At 69.2% G+C, this 18,011-nt stretch carries 17 protein-coding genes and 1 riboswitch; of the genes, 7 read left to right on the top strand and 10 right to left on the bottom strand.

Going from position 1 to position 18,011, the window contains the following annotated elements; translation table 11 throughout:
• Positions 1-104: 104 nt before the first annotated feature.
• The 8 genes from AC07FT_RS30360 to AC07FT_RS30325 all read right to left on the bottom strand — a co-directional run bounded on the left by AC07FT_RS30360 (position 105) and on the right by AC07FT_RS30325 (position 9,211).
• Positions 105-1,502 carry an NAD(P)/FAD-dependent oxidoreductase gene (locus AC07FT_RS30360; RefSeq protein WP_471205152.1) on the bottom strand — a complete coding sequence of 466 codons (1,398 nt, stop codon included), beginning with the start codon at positions 1,500-1,502 and terminating at the stop codon, positions 105-107.
• A 394-nt stretch (positions 1,503-1,896) separates the two neighbouring features.
• Positions 1,897-2,859, bottom strand: coding sequence for a Ppx/GppA phosphatase family protein (locus AC07FT_RS30355; protein ID WP_479179159.1), 963 nt, complete (start codon positions 2,857-2,859; stop codon positions 1,897-1,899).
• Entirely contained in the window at positions 2,856-3,434 is a 579-nt protein-coding gene (locus tag AC07FT_RS30350; protein ID WP_471205148.1) for a DUF501 domain-containing protein, read from the bottom strand. The genes AC07FT_RS30355 and AC07FT_RS30350 overlap by 4 nt, the downstream gene beginning before the upstream one ends.
• 65 nt (positions 3,435-3,499) lie before the next feature.
• The gene (locus tag AC07FT_RS30345) at positions 3,500-3,982 is read right to left on the bottom strand and encodes an FtsB family cell division protein (RefSeq protein WP_471205146.1); all 483 of its coding nucleotides are present in this window, start codon (positions 3,980-3,982) and stop codon (positions 3,500-3,502) included.
• A 143-nt stretch (positions 3,983-4,125) separates the two neighbouring features.
• Complete coding sequence (gene eno, locus AC07FT_RS30340; RefSeq protein WP_471205145.1) at positions 4,126-5,406, bottom strand: phosphopyruvate hydratase; 1,281 nt, start codon at positions 5,404-5,406, stop codon at positions 4,126-4,128.
• Positions 5,407-5,658: 252 nt separating this feature from the next.
• Positions 5,659-6,330 carry a transglycosylase family protein gene (locus tag AC07FT_RS30335; RefSeq protein WP_471205143.1) on the bottom strand — a complete coding sequence of 224 codons (672 nt, stop codon included), beginning with the start codon at positions 6,328-6,330 and terminating at the stop codon, positions 5,659-5,661.
• 7 nt (positions 6,331-6,337) lie between these two features.
• Positions 6,338-6,527, bottom strand: a riboswitch (cyclic di-AMP (ydaO/yuaA leader).
• A gap of 254 nt (positions 6,528-6,781) precedes the next feature.
• Positions 6,782-7,795, bottom strand: coding sequence for a transglycosylase family protein (locus AC07FT_RS30330; RefSeq protein WP_479179157.1), 1,014 nt, complete (start codon positions 7,793-7,795; stop codon positions 6,782-6,784).
• A 147-nt stretch (positions 7,796-7,942) separates the two neighbouring features.
• Entirely contained in the window at positions 7,943-9,211 is a 1,269-nt protein-coding gene (locus tag AC07FT_RS30325) for a cytochrome P450 family protein (RefSeq protein ID WP_479179156.1), read from the bottom strand.
• 652 nt (positions 9,212-9,863) lie between these two features.
• On the opposite strand from AC07FT_RS30325, the gene AC07FT_RS30320 reads away from it, so the two are divergent.
• The 7 genes from AC07FT_RS30320 to AC07FT_RS30290 all read left to right on the top strand — a co-directional run bounded on the left by AC07FT_RS30320 (position 9,864) and on the right by AC07FT_RS30290 (position 16,535).
• Complete coding sequence (locus tag AC07FT_RS30320; protein ID WP_471205139.1) at positions 9,864-10,970, top strand: ATP-binding protein; 1,107 nt, start codon at positions 9,864-9,866, stop codon at positions 10,968-10,970.
• Entirely contained in the window at positions 10,967-11,368 is a 402-nt protein-coding gene (locus AC07FT_RS30315) for a roadblock/LC7 domain-containing protein (RefSeq protein WP_254749061.1), read from the top strand. Before AC07FT_RS30320 ends, AC07FT_RS30315 begins: the two co-directional genes overlap by 4 nt.
• On the top strand, positions 11,365-11,736 hold the full coding sequence (locus AC07FT_RS30310) for a DUF742 domain-containing protein (RefSeq protein WP_471205137.1): 372 nt from the start codon (positions 11,365-11,367) through the stop codon (positions 11,734-11,736). Before AC07FT_RS30315 ends, AC07FT_RS30310 begins: the two co-directional genes overlap by 4 nt.
• Entirely contained in the window at positions 11,711-12,301 is a 591-nt protein-coding gene (locus tag AC07FT_RS30305; RefSeq protein ID WP_471205135.1) for a GTP-binding protein, read from the top strand. The genes AC07FT_RS30310 and AC07FT_RS30305 overlap by 26 nt, the downstream gene beginning before the upstream one ends.
• An 8-nt stretch (positions 12,302-12,309) precedes the next feature.
• Positions 12,310-13,662, top strand: coding sequence for a cytochrome P450 (locus tag AC07FT_RS30300; RefSeq protein WP_479179153.1), 1,353 nt, complete (start codon positions 12,310-12,312; stop codon positions 13,660-13,662).
• Positions 13,663-13,954: 292 nt separating this feature from the next.
• Positions 13,955-15,112 (top strand): tryptophan dimethylallyltransferase family protein, encoded by a 1,158-nt coding sequence (locus AC07FT_RS30295; protein ID WP_479179152.1) that lies wholly within the window; start codon positions 13,955-13,957, stop codon positions 15,110-15,112.
• A 49-nt stretch (positions 15,113-15,161) separates the two neighbouring features.
• Positions 15,162-16,535 carry a tryptophanase gene (locus AC07FT_RS30290; RefSeq protein ID WP_254749071.1) on the top strand — a complete coding sequence of 458 codons (1,374 nt, stop codon included), beginning with the start codon at positions 15,162-15,164 and terminating at the stop codon, positions 16,533-16,535.
• A gap of 71 nt (positions 16,536-16,606) precedes the next feature.
• Here AC07FT_RS30290 and AC07FT_RS30285 read toward each other — a convergent pair whose 3' ends face one another.
• Together AC07FT_RS30285 and AC07FT_RS30280 are read right to left on the bottom strand one after the other, a co-directional pair.
• Positions 16,607-16,963 carry a DUF6479 family protein gene (locus AC07FT_RS30285; RefSeq protein WP_479179151.1) on the bottom strand — a complete coding sequence of 119 codons (357 nt, stop codon included), beginning with the start codon at positions 16,961-16,963 and terminating at the stop codon, positions 16,607-16,609.
• Positions 16,964-17,009: 46 nt separating this feature from the next.
• Positions 17,010-18,011: a nucleoside triphosphate pyrophosphohydrolase gene (locus tag AC07FT_RS30280; RefSeq protein WP_479179150.1), complete on the bottom strand. Its 1,002-nt coding sequence runs from the start codon at positions 18,009-18,011 to the stop codon at positions 17,010-17,012.

Genomic DNA, 18,011 nt, shown 5'->3' with positions numbered 1-18,011 from the left:
ATCCCGCGCTCCGGTGGACGCCGGGGTGCGCGCATGACGAAGGGCGCCCGCCCCACGGATGGCGGACGCCCTCGGCGTCAGACGTGCGTGTTCAGACCGTCAGGTCAGGACGCCTTGGCCTTCTCGGCCTTCTCGGCCGGAGCACCGGCCGGAGCCGGTCGCGCGGCGGCGGCAGCGGAGACCGGGGCGGCCGCCTCGTAGAACTCCTCGCGGGGGTTCTCGATGGCGCCCATCGAGACGACCTCGCGCTTGAGGAACATCCCGAGCGTCCAGTCGGCGAGCACGCGGATCTTGCGGTTGAAGGTCGGCATCGCCATGCCGTGGTAACCACGGTGCATGTACCAGGCGAGACGGCCCTTCAGCTTGATCTTCATCTTGCCGAAGACGATCATCGCCACGCCCTTGTGGAGGCCGAGGCCCGCCACGGCGCCCTTGTTGGCGTGCTTGTACTCACCCTGCGGGAAGCCCCGCATACCCGAGATCACGTTGTCGCCGAGCACCTTGGACTGGCGCAGCGCGTGCTGGGCGTTGGGCGGGCACCAGGCGCCCTCACCGACGGCGAGGTCCGGCACCTGGGCGTTGTCGCCGGCGGCCCAGATGTAGTCGGTGCCCTTGACCTGGAGGGTGGGGTCGACGTCCACGTGGCCGCGGGGGCCGAGCGGGATACCGAAGCGGGCGAGGGCCGGGTTCGGCTTCACACCGGCGGTCCACACGATGGTGTTGGAGTCGACCTCGAGGCCGTTCTTCAGCACGACATGGCCGTCGATGCAGGAGTTCATCGAGGTGTTGAGGTAGACCTCGATACCGCGCTTCTGGAGGTGCTCCAGACCCCACTGGCCCAGCTTCGGGCCGACCTCGGGGAGGATCTTGTCCGCGGCGTCGACGAGCACGAAGCGCATGTCCTCGCGCGAGACGTTGGGGTAGTACTTGGCCGCGTCACGGGCCATGTCCTCGACCTCGCCGATGGTCTCCGCACCCGCGAAGCCACCGCCGACGAAGACGAAGGTGAGCGCCTTGCGGCGGATCTCCTCGTCGGTCGTGGAGTCTGCCTTGTCGAGCTGCTCGAGAACGTGGTTGCGCAGGCCGATGGCCTCCTCTATGCCCTTCATACCGATGCCGTTCTCGGCGAGACCGGGGATCGGGAAGGTGCGGGAGACCGCGCCGAGCGCGACGACCAGGTAGTCGAAGGGCAGCTCGTACGCCTCGCCGACGAGCGGCTGGACGACGGCGACCTTGCGGTCCTGGTCGATGGTCGACACGCGGCCGGTGAGGACCTCCGCCTTGGGGAGCACCCGCCGCAGCGGGACCACGACGTGACGGGGGGAGATGCTGCCGGCCGCAGCTTCGGGGAGGAAGGGCTGGTACGTCATGTACGAGCGAGGGTCGACGACCGTGACAGTCGCCTCGCCGTACCGCATCTTCTTCAGGATGCGGCGCGCCGCGTACAGGCCAACGTACCCACCGCCTACTACGAGGATCCTGGGACGCTCCGTGGTGCTCATGTTTCGAGTATCCAGCACCCCCCGGGGCAGGGCTCGTGAGCCCCTTCACAAGCGTCCAGGGGGCATCTGCTACACTCCGCCGCCCCCGTGACGGACGCCATACTCCGGTAGGGGAACCACCTGTTGGTCCGAGGCGTTCCCACCCCGCTGAACAGGGCTTGTGCATGAACGCGGGAGTAGCCCAGGGCCCCCGGGCGGGGTCGGGCGGAGTCACCCACACCGGCCAGGATCCGGTCAGCGGCGGGGCGGGCCCGCCGAAACCACGCCGGAGCGCCGCCATGGGCGGCGACCAGGGGCCTTTTTCATGTGAAGGATTTCACGAACTTTCTTCCGAGCGACACGCGGAAGCCCCCCGGACGGGCCTCCGCGGCCGCTCATACGTCGCTCGCCGCGCTCAGGCGATGCTCCAGGCGATGCCGTCGAGGATGTCGTGTTCACTCACCACGACCTCCCGGGCGCCGGTCCGTTCCATGATCGAGAGCAGTACGAGTGCCCCGGCGGCGATCACATCGACCCGCCCCGGGTGCATCACCGGAATCGCCGCCCGCTCGGCATGGGTGGAGGCCAGCAGCCCGGTGGTGATCTCCCGGACCCGGCCGACCGGGATCCGCGCGTGATGGATCGCGGTGGAGTCGTACGCGGGCAGCTCCAGCGCGATACCGGCGATGGTGGTCACCGATCCGGCGAGACCCACCAGGGTGTGCCCGCCCTCCTGGGGTCCGCAGACCCCGTCGAGCGGCACGGTCTCCCCGGCCAGGTCCAGCGCCCGGGCGGCATCGGCCCGTATCGCGGCGATCTGACCGGCCGTCGGCGGGTCGGTGACGGTGCCGCCGGAGACCAGATGGCGCTCGGTCATCCGGACACAGCCGATGTCCACACTGCGGGCGGCACGGACCGCGGTGTCCCCGGAGACGAACTCCGTGGAGCCACCGCCGATGTCCACCACCAGATAGGGACCGCTCAGCCGCTCGTGTCCGGACAGCTCCTTGGTGGCGCCGGTGAAGGAGAACTCCGCCTCCTGGTCACCGGTGATCACCTCGGGCTCCACGCCCAGGATGTCCACCACGCCGTCCACGAACTCCTGGCGGTTCTCGGCGTCGCGGGAGGCGGAGGTGGCGACGAACCGGACGCGCTCGGCGCCCTGTTCCCGGATGACCTCGGCGTACTCCCGGCAGGCCGCGAAGGTGCGCTCCAGCGCCTCGGGCGCCAGCCGCCCGGTGCGGTCCACGCCCTGGCCCAGCCGGACGATGGTCATCCGGCGGTCCAGTTCGGTCAGCTCACCGGTGGCCGGATCGGCGTCGGCCACCAGCAGCCGGATGGAATTGGTGCCGCAGTCCACGGCGGCGACACGGGTCATACCCCGTCCTCCCCCGCACCGGACGGCCCGGACGCGCAGGCCCCGCCGGACTCCTCCGATCCGCAGGGCGCGACACACGGACCCTTGCGCCACCACTCGGGCAGCATCGCGATCGCCTCGTCGCCGAGCGGATTGACCCCGGGGCCCACCGCGAGGGAGTGGCCGACCAGGACGTGCAGGCACTTCACCCGGTCCGGCATACCGCCCGCACTGGGGAAGCCCTCCAGCACCTCGATGGCATCGCGCCGGGCGATGTAGTCGTCATGGGCGGCACGGTAGCCGTCGGCCAGCTCGGGATCGGCCGCCAGCCGCGCCGTCATCTCCTTCATCACACCCTCGGCCTCCAGGGTGCCGATCGCGGAGGCCGCGCGCGGGCAGGTCAGGTAATAGAGGGTGGGGAACGGCGTACCGTCCTCCAGGCGCGGCGCGGTCTCGACGACATCGGGGTTGCCGCAGGGGCAGCGGTGGGCGACCGCGCGCAGCCCGCGCGGAACCCGGCCGAGCTGCATCTTGACCGCGGCGATGTCCGCGTCGGTGGGCGCGGTGGGCTCCGTCTGCGGAGGGGGCGTATCCATGAGTGGGAGTGTTCTCTATCGATCGGTTTCGGACCGGGCGCGAACGGAGCGCGAACGGTGCCGCATCAGCGGGGTGTGAGCGCCGCCGACGGCGCGTCCGCCGCGTCCACGGCGTCCCAGAAGTTGGTGTACCAGGGGCGTCCGGCCGCCCCCTGGTCGGTGGTGTGCTCACTGTCGGCGCTGCCGTCCACCACGCTGAAGCCGGTCTCCCCCGGCATCAGGAAGTGCAGCCGCTCCCGGGCCTGCTGCTCGGTGTAGGCCGGGTCCTGGAGCCGGACCTTCTGCTCCCGCAGCTTCTTCACGTCCTCGCGCGCCTGCTGCGCCTCGCGCCGCTGGTCGGCGATCTGCGAACGCTGGGAGATGTACTGCCGCATCGGGTAGGCCAGCGCCACCACCAGTGAGCAGACCACCAGCGCGAGCAGGGCGGCCCGGCCGGTGAGCCGGCCGCGGCGGCGCCGGGTGCGCACCCGGTAGACCCGGGCGGCGGCGTGCTCGCCGAGCGCCTTGAGTCTGGTCGCGGTGGAGAACCGGTCCCGATCCGCCGGCACATCGCCTCCCCGGTGATGACTTCGCTTGAGTGACGCCGTCCCCGGCCACGGTACGGGACCGCGGCCGGGGACGTGCGTCAGACGTGCCTGCTACTCAGGTCGAGCGCGTCCTCGCGTCCTTCGGCGGACGCTCGGAGGCGGGCTCAGCCCTTGTAGCGCGGGAAGGCGGAGCGGCCCGCGTACACCGCGGCGTCGTCCAGGATCTCCTCGATGCGCAGCAGCTGGTTGTACTTGGCCACGCGCTCGGAGCGGGCCGGGGCGCCGGTCTTGATCTGGCCGCAGTTGGTGGCGACGGCCAGGTCGGCGATGGTGACGTCCTCGGTCTCACCGGAGCGGTGGGACATCATGCACTTGAAGCCGCTGCGCTGGGCCAGCTCGACGGCGTCGAGGGTCTCGGTCAGCGAGCCGATCTGGTTGACCTTGACCAGCAGCGCGTTGGCGGTGTCGTTGTCGATGCCACGGGCCAGGCGCTCGGGGTTGGTGACGAACAGGTCGTCGCCGACCAGCTGGACCTTGTCACCGAGCTGCTCGGTGATGGTCTTCCAGCCGTCCCAGTCCTCCTCGTTCAGCGGGTCCTCGATGGAGACCAGCGGGTACGCGGCGACCAGGTCGGCGTAGTAGGAGGTCATCTCGGCGGCGGTGCGGGACTTGCCCTCGAACTCGTAGGAGCCGTCCTTGTGGAACTCGGAGGCGGCCACGTCGAGCGCCAGCGCGATGTCCTGGCCCGGCTGGTAGCCGGCCTTCTTGATCGCCTCGACGATCAGGTCCAGGGCCTCGCGGTTGGAGTCCAGGTTCGGCGCGAAGCCGCCCTCGTCGCCGAGACCGGTGGACAGGCCCCGCTCCTTCAGCACCGACTTCAGGGTGTGGTAGACCTCGGTGCCCCAGCGCAGCGCCTCGGAGAAGGACTCCGCGCCGATCGGCGCGATCATGAACTCCTGGATGTCCACGTTGGAGTCCGCGTGCGAACCGCCGTTGAGGATGTTCATCATCGGGACCGGCAGCAGATGGGCGTTGGGGCCGCCCAGGTACCGGAAGAGCGGGAGGTCGGACGCCTCGGAGGCGGCGTGCGCGACGGCCAGCGAGACGCCGAGGATGGCGTTGGCGCCGAGCGAGGACTTGTCCGGGGTGGCGTCCAGGTCGAACATCGCCTGGTCGATCAGCCGCTGCTCGGTGGCGTCGTAGCCGACGAGCTCCGGGCCGATCTGCTCGATCACGGCGAGGACGGCCTTCTCGACGCCCTTGCCGTTGTAGCGGTTCTTGTCGCCGTCACGGAGCTCGAGGGCCTCGAAGGCACCGGTGGAGGCACCGGACGGAACGGCGGCACGGCCCGTACTGCCGTCGTCGAGGCCGACCTCGACCTCGACCGTGGGGTTGCCTCGCGAGTCGAGGATCTCGCGAGCTACGACGACGTCGATGGACGGCACGAGGTTCTCCTTCGTATGTGTCTGCGGTAGCGACACGAGCCTAACCGGACCGGAGGGCCGTACCCCCCGTTCGCCCGTCCCGCGAGACAGGACGTGGCATAAATAGCCAGTTTTGGGTGCCGATATCTACATTTTCCGTGAACCGACGAACCCCGGCCGGAACGCACCGCGGGAACGGCGCGCCCGGCCGGGGCTCGTGGTCGACATGTGGCCGCCGGGACCCGGATCCGGCCACGGTCGGCCGGACCGCGGTCAGCTCAGGTGGAGCCGCTGGCCCGGGTAGATCAGGTCGGCCTGCTCGACGATGTCCTTGTTCCGCTCGAAGAGCTTCTTCCAGCCGCCCTCGACATGCTCGGCCTTGGCGATCTTGCCCAGGGTGTCGCCCGGCTTGACCTTGTACTCGCCGTCGCCCTTCTTCACCGGTCCGCGGGCCTCGGAGCGGGCGGCGCGGTCGGACTCGGAGCGGGTCTCGGCCTTCGGCTGCGCGGGCTTGGGCGCCGGGGCCTTCGACTCCTGCTGACCGGAGTCGGCGGGGGCGGACGGGGACGGGGTGCCACCGGTGGTGAGCCCGGTGCCGCAGACGGGCCAGGCGCCCTTGCCCTGGCCGGCCAGAACCTTCTCGGCGACCTGTATCTGCTGGTCCTTGCTGGCCTTGTCGGCCGTGGGGGCGAACGAGGTACCGCCGTAGGCGGCCCAGGTGGAGCTCGAGAACTGCAGTCCGCCGTAGTAGCCGTTGCCGGTGTTGATGGACCAGTTGCCGCCGGACTCGCACTGCGCGACCTTGTCCCACTGGGCGGTGGTGGCCGCGGAGGCGGAGGTGGCCCCGATCAGCGGGGCGGCCACGGCGGCGCCCGCGAGACCGGCGAGCGCGGCGATACGGGTGGCCTTGGACGGGCGGCGGTGCTTGCCGTTGGACTTGAGCATCGTTGGTTCGTTTCCTCACCGACGCCTACGAGGTGAGCTGTCGGGTTCGGGCGTGAGTTGCCCGGCCGGTCACCACCGATCGACGAATGATCGACGATCGATCACACCGGCTTCACCCCAAGCCGACGAGCCCGTTTCCACAGGCCATTCGGCACCTACCTTGGGTCCCCCGCTCCTGCCTTCGGCGCTGACGCGTCGGTTCCCCCCGACCGCCGGCAGGACTCGGCGTGACGATCGACGGTGCCCGCGGTGGCGAGCGGAACGACGGTAAGCACAGCCCCCGGGAAGGTTCAAACACCCCATTCACAGCGAGAGCTGCTGTATCTGATCTCACCCGGCCCACATCCACGCAGGTGGGGCCGGGTGCGGAGAGAACGGACAGGGGGTGCGCACCGGGAGATGTGACGAGATGTATGTCTCACCGTCGCCAGACCGGGCAATTCACCCATAACTACCGCTCCTTGGCGCTGAGGTCCAACCGCTGACCGGGGAGGATTAGATCCGGATTGTCCCCGATGAGGCTTTCGTTGCCTTTGTAGAGGCCCCGCCACCCGGTCGGCAACTGCTCGCGCCGGGCGATGTCTGAGAGGTTGTCACCGGGCCGGACGGTGTAGCCGCCCTCCGAGGCCTCCTCCGCGCGTTCCCCGCTGTCCCGCGAGGCATGCCGTCCGGAGGGCCGCGGGGCCGCCTGGTCATCGTCGTCGGCCTCGTCCGGGTCCGCGGCACCGCGGTGGCGTCCGGTGGGCCCGGGGTCGGCGCTCTCGTCCGGGGACTCCGAGGCGTCCGGGATGCCGGAGGAGTCGGAGGACTTCGTATCCGACGGGGACGGGGACGGGGAGTCCTCGTCGTCCTCGCGGTCGGAGGCGGACGGGGAGGGCGTCTCCCGCCCCTCCCCGCCGTCGGGCGTCCGGCGCTCGCCGGAGTCGTCCGAGGGATCCGCGGAGTCCTGGGAGTCCGAGGGCTCCGTGGCGTCCGCGGAGTCATCGCGGTCCTCCGCCGCGGAGCCGTCACGCTCCCCCTCCCCGCCGTCACCGCGCTGACCGGTCGACGGCGGAGCGGTGTAGCCGGGGTCCACCTCGGGGGCGTCACCGCCGTCGGACAGCCCCGCGTTCACCGCGCAGCTGGGCCAGGCGTCCGGACCGCGGTCGTCCAGGATCGACTGGGCCACGGATATCTGCTGGGAGCGGCTGGCCAGATCGGGACGCGGGGCGTACGCGGTGCCGCCGTACTCCTTCCACATGGACAGGGTGAGCTGCAGACCGCCGTAGAAGCCGTTGCCCTCGTTGGCGCTCCACATGCCGCCGCTCTCGCACTCGGCGACGCGGTCCCAGGTGGCGGTGGAGGCGGCCTGGGCGCCACTGGCCCCGAAGAGGGGGATGGCGAGTCCGGCACCCGTGATGCCCGCCGCGACGACGATGGCCGGAGCCTGACGGGGGCGGCGGTGTCGACCGTTCCCGGAACGCATGTGGTGGCCTCTCGTGTCGGCGGTTGAGTTGTCGGTTGAACATAGCGACGGCACCCGATCATCACAAGCCGGTGTATCCCAGGTCACGCCCCGGTCACGCCACTGATCATTCGTCACTTATGTCGTCCGCCAAGGGCCTTCGCCGCCTCAGCCGCCAGGGGAATTCCAGCTCACCGGAAGGGTGCGCAGCCCCCGCATGATCAGCCCGCCGCGCCAGCGCAGATCGTCCGGATCCGCCGCAAGCCGGATATCGGGGATACGCCGCAGCAGGGTGCCGAGGGCGGCCTGGGCCTCCAGCCGGGCGAGCGGGGCGCCCAGGCAGTAGTGGATGCCGTGGCCGTAGCCCAGGTGCTGGTTGTCGGTGCGGGTGAGGTCCAGCACATCGGGGTCCCGGAAGCGCTCCGGATCACGGTCGGCCGCGGCGAGCACCACCAGTACCGGCTCCCCCTCGGCGACGCGCTGTCCGCCGAGGGTCAGCGGCTCGGTGGCGAACCGCCAGGTGGCGATCTCCACCGGACCGTCGTAGCGGAGCAGCTCCTCGACGCCGGCGGCGAGCAGCCGCTCGTCCCCTTCTTCCAGGGCCCGCTGGAGCCGGGCGCGTTGAACCGGATGGCGCAGCAGTGCGTACATCCCGTTGCCGATCAGATTGACCGTGGTCTCGAACCCGGCGAACAAGAGGATGAAGGCCATCGCGGCGGCCTCGTTCTCGGTGAGGTGCTCCCCGTGGTCGCTGGCCCGGATCAGTCCGGAGATGAGGTCCTCGTCCTCCCCTTCCTCTCCGAGCGTCTCCCGTTTGCGGTGGATCAGCTCGGCGAGATAGGCGCGGATGTGCTTCACGGCACGGGCGACACCGCCGCGCGGACCACCGCCGTGCCGGATCATGGAACCCGCCCAGTCCCGGAAGTCGTCCTGGTCCTCGCGGGGCACCCCGAGCAGATCGCAGATCGCGTAGATGGGGAGGGGGAAGGCGAACTCATGGATCAGATCGGCCTCTCCCCTTTCCTCGAACGCGTCGATGAGCTGATCGGTCAGCTCCTGGACCCGCGGGGCGAACGCGGCGACCCGGCGCGGGGTGAAGGCCTTGGACACCAGCCGCCGCAGCCGGGTGTGGTCCGGGGGATCGATATTGAGCAGATGTGTCATCAGATCGGCGCGCTGTTCACCGGGGATGCCCACCTTGCCCCGGGCATGGGCGGATTCACTGTGGGTCCTCGGGTTCTTGGAGAGCCGAGGATCGGCCAACGCCTGTCGCGCATCGGCGTATCGGGTCACCAACCACGCCTCCACACCACTGGGCAACGTGGTCCTGCGGACCGGGGCGTGATCGCGGAGCCAGGCGTACGCGGGGTACGGATCGGCGGCGAACTCCCAGGTGAAGAGGGTCGGCTCGGGAATGTCACGGGGCTGCTCTGGCACCCCCCGACGATACCGGCAGCCACCCCCTCCTCCACCAATACAGCCCCTATCACCCCTAGCGGGATGAATACGGATCAATACCGCCATCAGGGTAATTCCCTAGGGTAATCCCTGGGCTACCTCCACACTCCCTCCACGAATCGCCTGCAACCCGGGCTGATTGCCCGGATATGAGGCGGCTACGGAGGGCACCTCTCGGATCTTGCCCAGCGCGCCGTATGACATGCCGTTACACGCGCTGACGTCGGTCAACGCGCGTAAAAAGCGCCATGGCTGAAATGACGTCAGAGGTCCGAATGGGACTCAGGCACATGCACGGGGCCACCCGTTACTGGTGATACGATCACCGCGCTTGCCAGGCGAGCCATGGGCGCGTAAGACACACGGCGATCCGGAAATCAGCCGAGAAGGTCCCCACTCTGAGGAGCATTATGCCGCCAGTCGGGCATACGGAGCCGTTTAGGCGCACCGTCGCCTGCACGCTGCCGTCGGCAAGACGAGTGCGATGTCCCCGGACCATGCGGGCACCGTTCGGGCACTGATTCACCACCGTTCGGGCAGCGATTGACCGCCGCCCTCCGCGGGTCCGGAACCACCAGACGTGAACACCTCCCTTTCAGTCCCTGGCGGTCTAGTCGTTAAAGAGAGTCTCATGACGCAATACATACAGGATCCAGCATTCTGGGCCCTGATCGCAGGCACGCCTCTCGCCGCAACTGCCATATTCCGCGGGCGAAAGACGCAGGCGAAACTGCGTTCCGAGAAGGCGGAAGCCGAAAACCGCTACACAGATCTCGAGAACCAGTACTCCGCTGCGGTACAGGAGGCTCAGGTCCGCGCGGAGGAAGCCACCAAGAGTGCGCTGAAGTCCGCCATGCGAACGCTTCAGGGTCTCGCCAACGAACAGCAGCTGGCGATTTCCAAACTCCAGGACAGATACGGCGAGCACCATATTCTCCAGGATCTGCTGGAGATCGACCATATGAACTCGCAGTTCGGTCGGCGCGCCCAGTCCATCGCCGTTCTCTGTGACGGGTGGCTCGGCCGTCAGCGGGCCGTCGCCTCGGTCTACGACGTGGTGCGCAGCGCCAAGGGCCGCATCCGCCACTACACACGTGTCGAAATCCGTTCCCAGAGCAATTTCGCGCTCACCAGCCGCGCCGTCGAACCGGTCGCGCTGGCACTCGCCGAACTGCTGGACAACGCCACGAGCTACTCGGCGCCGGATTCTCCGATCGACATCACCATCCGCACCGTTCCCAAGGGCGTCTGCATCATCATCGACGACGCCGGTGTCGGAATGAACGAGGAGGAGAAGAACCGGGCCGATCAGCTGCTGTCCGCGCAGCGCGCGACCGGTGTCACCGGACTGGGGAACCCTCCGCAGTTCGGTTTCGCGGTGATCGGTGTGCTGGCCGCCCGGTACGGCTTCAACGTGTCCGTCGATTCGGCCTCGCCCTACGGCGGTGTGCGCGCGGTCGTGCTTCTCCCCGAGGACCTGCTGACCAATATGCCCGAGCCGGAAGAACCGCCGGTGTCCCGTACGCCCGCCGCAGCCGTGCCCGAGGAGCCCGGTTCGACCGCCGGGGGTCTGCCGAAACGTCGCCGTAAGGGATCGATCTCCATCGTGCCGCAAGCGGATACCACCGCGCCCGTCCGGTCGAGCGAGGAAACCGCCTCGATCATGGGCGCTTTCCAGCGCGGTACGCAGTCCGGTCGCTCCGCAAATCCGAACAGGGAAGGGCATGATCCGCAGTGAACAACGACCTGTCCTGGATGCTTGACAGCGCCCTGGAAGTGCCCGGTGCACGTCATGCGCTCCTGGTCTCCGCCGACGGTCTGCTGATGGCCCGTTCGCAGGAGGTCCGGAAGGACGAGGCCGACACCGTGGCCGCCGCCATGAGCGGTATCCAGTCGCTGAGTCGCACCATGGGCGGTTTCTGCGGTGATCCGCAGATGACCTGGCGGCAGACCCTGGTCGAGTTCGACGGTGGCTGGGTCTTCCTCATCTCCGCCGGTGAGGGCGCGTATCTGGCGGTCTCGTCCGCCCCCGATGTCGACATGGCCGACATCACCTTCCGGATGCAGCAGCTCGTCGGGCAGCTCGGCAAGGTACTGACCACTCCGCCTCGCGAAAACACGAGTATCCAGGCATGACCGCAGCAGAAGAGCAGGAGCCCGAGTCGGCCCAATTAGTACGGCCGTACGTCATCACCAACGGCCGCGGCCGGCTGGACAACGATCAGTTCAACCTGATCACTCTGGTCACCGCGTCCGACCAGGTCCGCCCGGGCCATCTCGACCCCGAGAAACGCCGCCTGCTGGACCTGTGCGCGGGGGGCTACCTCTCGGTCGCCGAGATCGCCGGGCATATGGGACTTCCGATCGGCATCGTCAAGATCCTGCTGTCGGATCTGTCGGCGGACGGCTATCTCCTGACCCGGGCCCCGGCCCCGCCCGCCCAGCTAGTCGATGTTTCGCTCCTTCAGGAGGTACTGGATGGGCTCCAGGCCCGTTTCGGATGATGACGTCTATCTCGCCGACGAGGTGCAGATCGCGGCCAAGATCCTGGTCGTGGGGCATTTCGCGGTCGGCAAGACGACCTTCATCGGCACCATGTCCGAGATTCCTCCGCTGCGCACCGAAGAGCGCATGACGCAGGCGGGTGCCCATGTGGACGACCTCATGGGCACCCGGGGCAAGACGACCACCACCGTGGCCATGGACTTCGGCCGTCTCACCCTCAGCGAGCGGCTGGTCCTCTATCTCTTCGGAACACCCGGGCAGGAGCGCTTCGTCCAGGTGTGGGAGGACATGACGCGGGGTGCGCTCGGGGCGCTGATCCTGGTCGATCCGGAACGGCTGAAGGAATCGTTCCCCGTGATCGACCTGGTGGAACAGTACGGCCTGCCCTACGCGATTTCCGTCAACCACTTCGACGGCACTCCGGTCCGCCCCGACGGGGAACTGCGTGAGGCGCTGGACCTGTTGCCGGATACACCCATCGTCACCTGTGACGCACGTGACGAGAAGTCATCGGCCAACGCGCTGATGGCCCTTGTCCGCTATCTACAGGAACGTTCTCGCTAGGAGCAAGTATGGACACTCAATCGGACTTCACGGCACCGCCCCCCGGCTGCCCCGCCCACCACACCGGCGAGCGGGTCCCGCTGTACGGGCCGGAGTTCGCGGCCGATCCGGGTGCCTTTTACGCGCATCTGCGCAAGTACGGAGCGGTCGCGCCGGTCGAGCTGTCCCCCGGCGTGGACGCCATGCTCGTCACCGACTACTCGGCCGCTCTCCAGCTGCTCCAGAACCCCGACACCTTCCGGAAGGACGCGCGCCGCTGGCGTGAGTTCAACGAGGGCCGGGTCAGCCGGGACAATCCGGTGGTGCCGCTGCTGGAGTACCGGCCGAACTGCATGTTCAGCGATGGCGCGGAGCATATGCGGCTGCGCCAGGCGGTGACCGACAGCCTGGCCCGGGTGGACTCCCACCGGCTGAGCCGCCATGTCGACCGCGTCGCCGCCTACCTGATCGACCAGTTCATATCCCGCGGCTCGGTCGATCTGCTCAACGACTACGCCAAGCTGCTGCCGCTCTTCGTCTTCAACGAGCTCTTCGGCTGCCCGGCGGAAATCGGCGACCGAGTCATCTTCGGTATCTCCGGAATCTTTGACGGGGTCAACGCCGAGAAGGCGAACGAAGTCCTGACGCAGAGCGTCATCGAATTGGTCGCGCTCAAGCGCAGCCAGCCCGGGGAGGATGTCACCTCCTGGCTTATGCAGCACCATGCCCAGCTGACCGATGAAGAGCTGGCGCATCAGCTCGTCCTGCTGCTGGGAGCCGGTGCGGAACCGCAGCGGAATCTCATCGCCAACGCACTGCTGCTCTTGCTTTCGGATGAGCGTTACGCGGGCGGCGGCATGCTGGTCGAGGACGCCATGGACGAGGTGCTGTGGAACAGCCCGCCGATGTCCAATTACGCCCCGCATTACCCGGTTTCGGATGTGGACTTCGCCGGGACCCAGCTGCGCGCGGGTGACCTCGTGCTGGTGAGCATCGCGGCCGCGAATACCGATCCGAGCCTCTCCGCCTCCCGTCAGGTGCTCAGTAAGCGAGCCCATCTGGCCTGGAGCGCGGGACCGCATGCCTGCCCGGCCAAGGACCCCGCCCAGCTCATCGGCCTGGTCGCCATCGAGAAACTCCTCAACCGGCTGCCCGATATCGAGCTGGCGGTTCCCGAGTCGAGCCTGACATGGCGCCCGGGGCCGTTCAACCGTGGGCTGTCCACCCTGCCTGCCCGTTTCACCCCTGTTGCGGCGGATAAGCAGGTGCATATGCCTTCTGCACATGAAACCACCTCGGTGAACGAATCCCACGGCCATCGCCGCAACAAGCCTGAAAAAGGCGGCTTGTGGAGCTCCTTCCTGGCCTGGTGGCGTGTATGACCCACACCACACGGTGACACTGTTTCAAACTGCATGAATGTTCAATCGGTCGGGTATGCCATAGCGCGGAATTCATGTTGGCCGAAATCCCATAAGGAGCTGTCGTGGGGTCTGTCGCCGTCGGCAACACCATCGATCGACACCGTTCTGTGGTTTCACTCATATCCCGGCCGAGCGCACTCGATAATCGAACTGCCATGCCATCCATATCCCCCTCCATACCGGGGGAGGCGCCACCTGATACGAACACGGGTGCGATAGGAATGGCCGGAGCTCACCCCCGCACCGCATCGTGAACGCGGCACTTTCCGGATTCCATCCGGACGGCCACGGAGAATCGCGGGCGCACACCGGGCAGCTCGGCGGCTTCGCCGCCGAGCAACTCCTCCGGCTGTGCGAGGTGGTGCGACTGAGCCCCACCGACGCGACGGCCTACGCGCAGGTGCTGACCGACGCTCTCGGACCGGTGGCCGAAAGGCCGTTGGCGCTTCCGCCGCCCGCCCGGAGCTTCCTGTCCGACGACCACACCCCGGTCGAGTTCTCACTCGCCTTCCTCCCCGGTACGACCCCGGGGCTGAGGGTGCTGCTGGAACCGGGTTGCGGAAGCGATGACCTGGTGGAGAACGGCCGGATCGGCCTCGGCTCCATCCGGACGATGGCGGACCGCTGGGGGTTCTCCACCGGGCAACTCGACCGCCTGGAGGATCTGTTCTTCCCCGCCTCACCCGAAGGGCCACTGGCCCTGTGGTGCGCGCTGGAGCTGCGCCCCGGCGGCGTACCCCGCGTCAAGGTGTACCTCAACCCCGCCGCGAACGGCCGGGACCGGACCGCGGAGACGGTACGGGAGGCGCTGGCCAGGCTGGGGCACCGCCGGGCGTTCGACGCCCTGCCCCCGGCCGACGCCTATCCGTTCCTCGCCCTGGACCTCGGGGACTGGGACGCACCGCGGGCGAAGGTCTACCTCACCCACCACGGACTGTCCGCCGCCGAGGCCGGTGTCCTCCCCCGGACGACACCCCATCCGGGCCGGCCGCGGGTCGAGGAGTTCTTCCGCACCGCCGGGGGCTTCGCCGCGGACGGCACCGGACGGCTGAGCGGACGCCCGGCCCTGTCCTGCCACTCCTTCACGGAGACGGCGACCGGCCTGCCCAGCGGCTTCACCCTGCACGTTCCCGTCCGCGACTACGTCCGGCACGACGGACAGGCGCGGGAGCGGGCGGTGGCCGTACTGCGGCGCCACGGCATCGACGGCGCCTGGCTGGACAAAGCCCTGTCCGCCGTGACCTCCCGCCGGCTGGAGGACGGCGTGGGCCTGATCGCCTATGTGGCACTGGTCCACGAGGGCGACCGGCCACCGCGGGTGACCGTCTACGTCTCCTCGGAGGCGTACGAGGTAAGGCCGCCCCTTGAGGCGCTTCCGTCCCACGAGTGTGCGGGCGCGGCGCTGTGACACAGCACCAGGACAGAGAAACAAGAGAAAGACAGGAGCAGCGGTCAGCGTGGAACCGTACCGGATCAAGGTCGTCGAACCCATCCCCCGCACCACCCGTGAGCAGCGCGAGGCCGCGCTGAAGCGCGTCAACTACAACCTCTTCGACCTGCGCGCCGACGAGGTGACCATCGATCTGCTCACCGACTCGGGCACCGGCGCGCTGTCCGCCGCGCAGCTCGCCGCGGGCATGGCCGGGGACGAGTCCTACTCCGGCTCCCGCTCCTTCTACCGGTTCCACGAGACCGTCACCGAACTGACCGGCTACGCCCATGTGCTCCCCGCCCATCAGGGCCGGGCGGCCGAGCGCGTGCTGTTCTCGTCGCTGCTGGAGCCGGGCTCCATCGTCCTGTCGAACACGCACTTCGACACCACGCGCGCCAATGTGGAGCTCAACCGGTGCGAGGCCCGGGACCTGCCGTGTCCCGAGGCCAAGAACCTCGACAGCACCGAGCCGTTCAAGGGCAACATCGACCTGAACGAGCTGAACCGCCAGCTCACCGGGCCGGACGCCGCCCGGATCGCCGTGGTGGTCATGACCATCACCAACAACGGCGGCGGCGGTCAGCCCGTCTCCATGGACAACCTCAAGCGGACCGCGGCGCTCTGCCGCCAGTACGGCGTACCGCTGTTCCTGGACGCCGCCCGGTTCGCCGAGAACGCCTGGCTGGTGACCCGCCACGAGGAGGGCTACCGCGACCGCACCCCGCGCCAGGTCGCCGAAGAAGCGTTCCGCCTGGCGGATGGCTGCATGATGAGCGCCAAAAAGGACGGCATCGTCCACATCGGCGGCTTCATCGGGATGAACGACCCCGAACTCGCCCAGCGGTGCGAACTGCTCCTCATAGCCACCGAGGGGTTCGCGACCTACGGCGGTCTGGCCGGCCGGGACCTCGACATGATGGCCCAGGGTCTCTCCGAGGTGACCGAGCCCGCCTACCTGGCCGAGCGGGCCGATATCGCCGGACACCTTGCCCACCGGGTGCGCTCCGCGGGCGTCGACATCCTCGAACCGCCGGGCCTCCACGCGCTCTACCTCAACGCCGGGCGGCTGCTGCCGCACATCCCGCCCCACCACTACCCCGGCCACGCCCTCGCCTGCCGGATGTACCTGGAGGGCGGTATCCGTTCGGCCGAGCTGGGCTCGCTCTACCTCGGCGAGGAGGACGAGGACGGCAACCCGGTCAAGAGCGCGCCCTACGAGCTCGTCCGGCTGGCCCTGCCGCGCCGGGTCTACACCCGCAGCCACTACGACCACGTCGGCGAGACCCTGGCGAAGATCGCCAAGGAGGCCGACACGGTGCACGGTTTCCGCATCACCGACCAGTCACCCATCCTGCGTCACTTCCGCGCCACGCTGGAACCGGTGCCGGTGGCGGGCTGACGCCCCCCCGCGACGGGACGGGCCCGGCACCGGTGAACCCCGGTGCCGGGCCGGTCGGAGTCGGATCCGGCTCAGCCCGATTCCCGGGTGCCCGAACCGCCCAGGTCGTGCGGGCGGCGGCGGGCGCCGTCGCGCGGGAGGGCGTCGGGTTCGCGGTGTTCGGTGACATAGCCGACCGGGGCGTCGTCACCCTGGTGGCCCGGGCCATGGCCCGATTCCCGGGCCGCGCGGTCGGTTTCGCCCGGCTCCTGCCAGGCGCCGGAGCGGGGCTGCGGGCGGCGGGGGGCCATCGGCTCCCGGGCGCGGAGCCGTATCCCCCACCAGACGGCCGCGACGCACAGCACGACGACCACCAGGCCGACGACCAGCGGACCGGTCCCGATCAGCAGGTCCCGGGGGGCGGCGAATTCCATGGTGTGAGCGGACATGGCGCCCGGGTACCCCCTGGATACCGCGGTCACTCCCCCAGCCGGCTCAGCCCGCCGCGGACTCCTCCGCGGCGCGGATCGCGTCCCGGTAGGCGCGGGCCGCGGCGCGCAGGGCGGTCTCCGGTTCGACGCCCTCGGCCTCCGCGCGCGCCGCCAGCGCCAGCAGTTCGTAGCCGACGCCCTCGCCCGCCGGGAGCGGGACGCCGAGTCCGGCGGTCCGGGCGCGGGAGGCCAGTTTGGCGGTGAGGGCCAGTGCGGGCTGACCGAGCGGCACCCCTTCGGTGACCGAGGTGCGCTGCTTCTCGGCCGCCTTGGTCCGCAGCCAGTGCGCCTTGACGTCCTCGGGGGTCTCGGCCGCCTCTTCGCCGAACACATGCGGATGGCGGCGGATCAGCTTGTCCACGATGCCGCCCGCCACATCGTCGATGGAGAACGGCCGCTCCGGGTCGTCCTCGGCGATCCGGGCGTGGAAGACGACCTGGAGCAGCACATCGCCGAGCTCCTCGCGCAGCGCGTCGCGGTCGCCCTCCTCGATGGCCTCGACGAGTTCGTACGCCTCCTCGATGCCGTACTTGACCAGTTCCTCGTTGGTGCGGGTGCCGCTCCACGGGCACTCGGCCCGGATCCGGTCCATGATCTGCACCAGGTCGAGCAGCCGCGCGCCCGGCAGGTCGTAGGAGCCGGGCAGCAGTTCCAGGTCCGGCATCGCCTCCCGGCCGGACCCGGCCAGCCGGGCGAGACCGTCGGTCAGCGCGGACCCCCCCTCCGCCGAGGTGATCACCACGACATCGCGGCCGCCCCCGGTCCGGCAGTGGTCGACCAGTTCGCGCGCGGTCGGCACCGCGCGCTCCACCGTGATGCCCGCCTCGCGCAGATAGGGCAGCTGGGGATGGCCGGAGTCGCCGCACAGCACCCGGTCGGCCGCGCGCAGTGCCTGCCACGCGGGCCAGGACAGCAGTCCCGGCGCCACCCGGTGGCTGGTGGTGAGGAGGACGATACGGCCGGTCGCGGCGGCCTCGGCCGGGGCGGCGGAATCTGGTGCGGTCAC

Source organism: Streptomyces sp. NPDC045899 (assembly GCF_056431485.1).
This window is presented reverse-complemented; position numbering and strand designations above follow the sequence as displayed.

Excerpts from the sequence above, each read along its gene's own strand:
- AC07FT_RS30355 (WP_479179159.1), bottom strand. The coding sequence starts at position 2,859 with ATGACCCGTGTCGCCGCCGTGGACTGCGGCACCAATTCCATCCGGCTG.
- AC07FT_RS30285 (WP_479179151.1), bottom strand. The coding sequence starts at position 16,963 with ATGTCCGCTCACACCATGGAATTCGCCGCCCCCCGGGACCTGCTGATC.
- AC07FT_RS30305 (WP_471205135.1), top strand. The coding sequence starts at position 11,711 with ATGGGCTCCAGGCCCGTTTCGGATGATGACGTCTATCTCGCCGACGAG.
- AC07FT_RS30310 (WP_471205137.1), top strand. The coding sequence starts at position 11,365 with ATGACCGCAGCAGAAGAGCAGGAGCCCGAGTCGGCCCAATTAGTACGG.
- AC07FT_RS30360 (WP_471205152.1), bottom strand. The coding sequence starts at position 1,502 with ATGAGCACCACGGAGCGTCCCAGGATCCTCGTAGTAGGCGGTGGGTAC.
- AC07FT_RS30300 (WP_479179153.1), top strand. The coding sequence starts at position 12,310 with ATGGACACTCAATCGGACTTCACGGCACCGCCCCCCGGCTGCCCCGCC.
- AC07FT_RS30320 (WP_471205139.1), top strand. The coding sequence starts at position 9,864 with ATGACGCAATACATACAGGATCCAGCATTCTGGGCCCTGATCGCAGGC.
- AC07FT_RS30350 (WP_471205148.1), bottom strand. The coding sequence starts at position 3,434 with ATGGATACGCCCCCTCCGCAGACGGAGCCCACCGCGCCCACCGACGCG.
- AC07FT_RS30335 (WP_471205143.1), bottom strand. The coding sequence starts at position 6,330 with ATGCTCAAGTCCAACGGCAAGCACCGCCGCCCGTCCAAGGCCACCCGT.
- AC07FT_RS30330 (WP_479179157.1), bottom strand. The coding sequence starts at position 7,795 with ATGCGTTCCGGGAACGGTCGACACCGCCGCCCCCGTCAGGCTCCGGCC.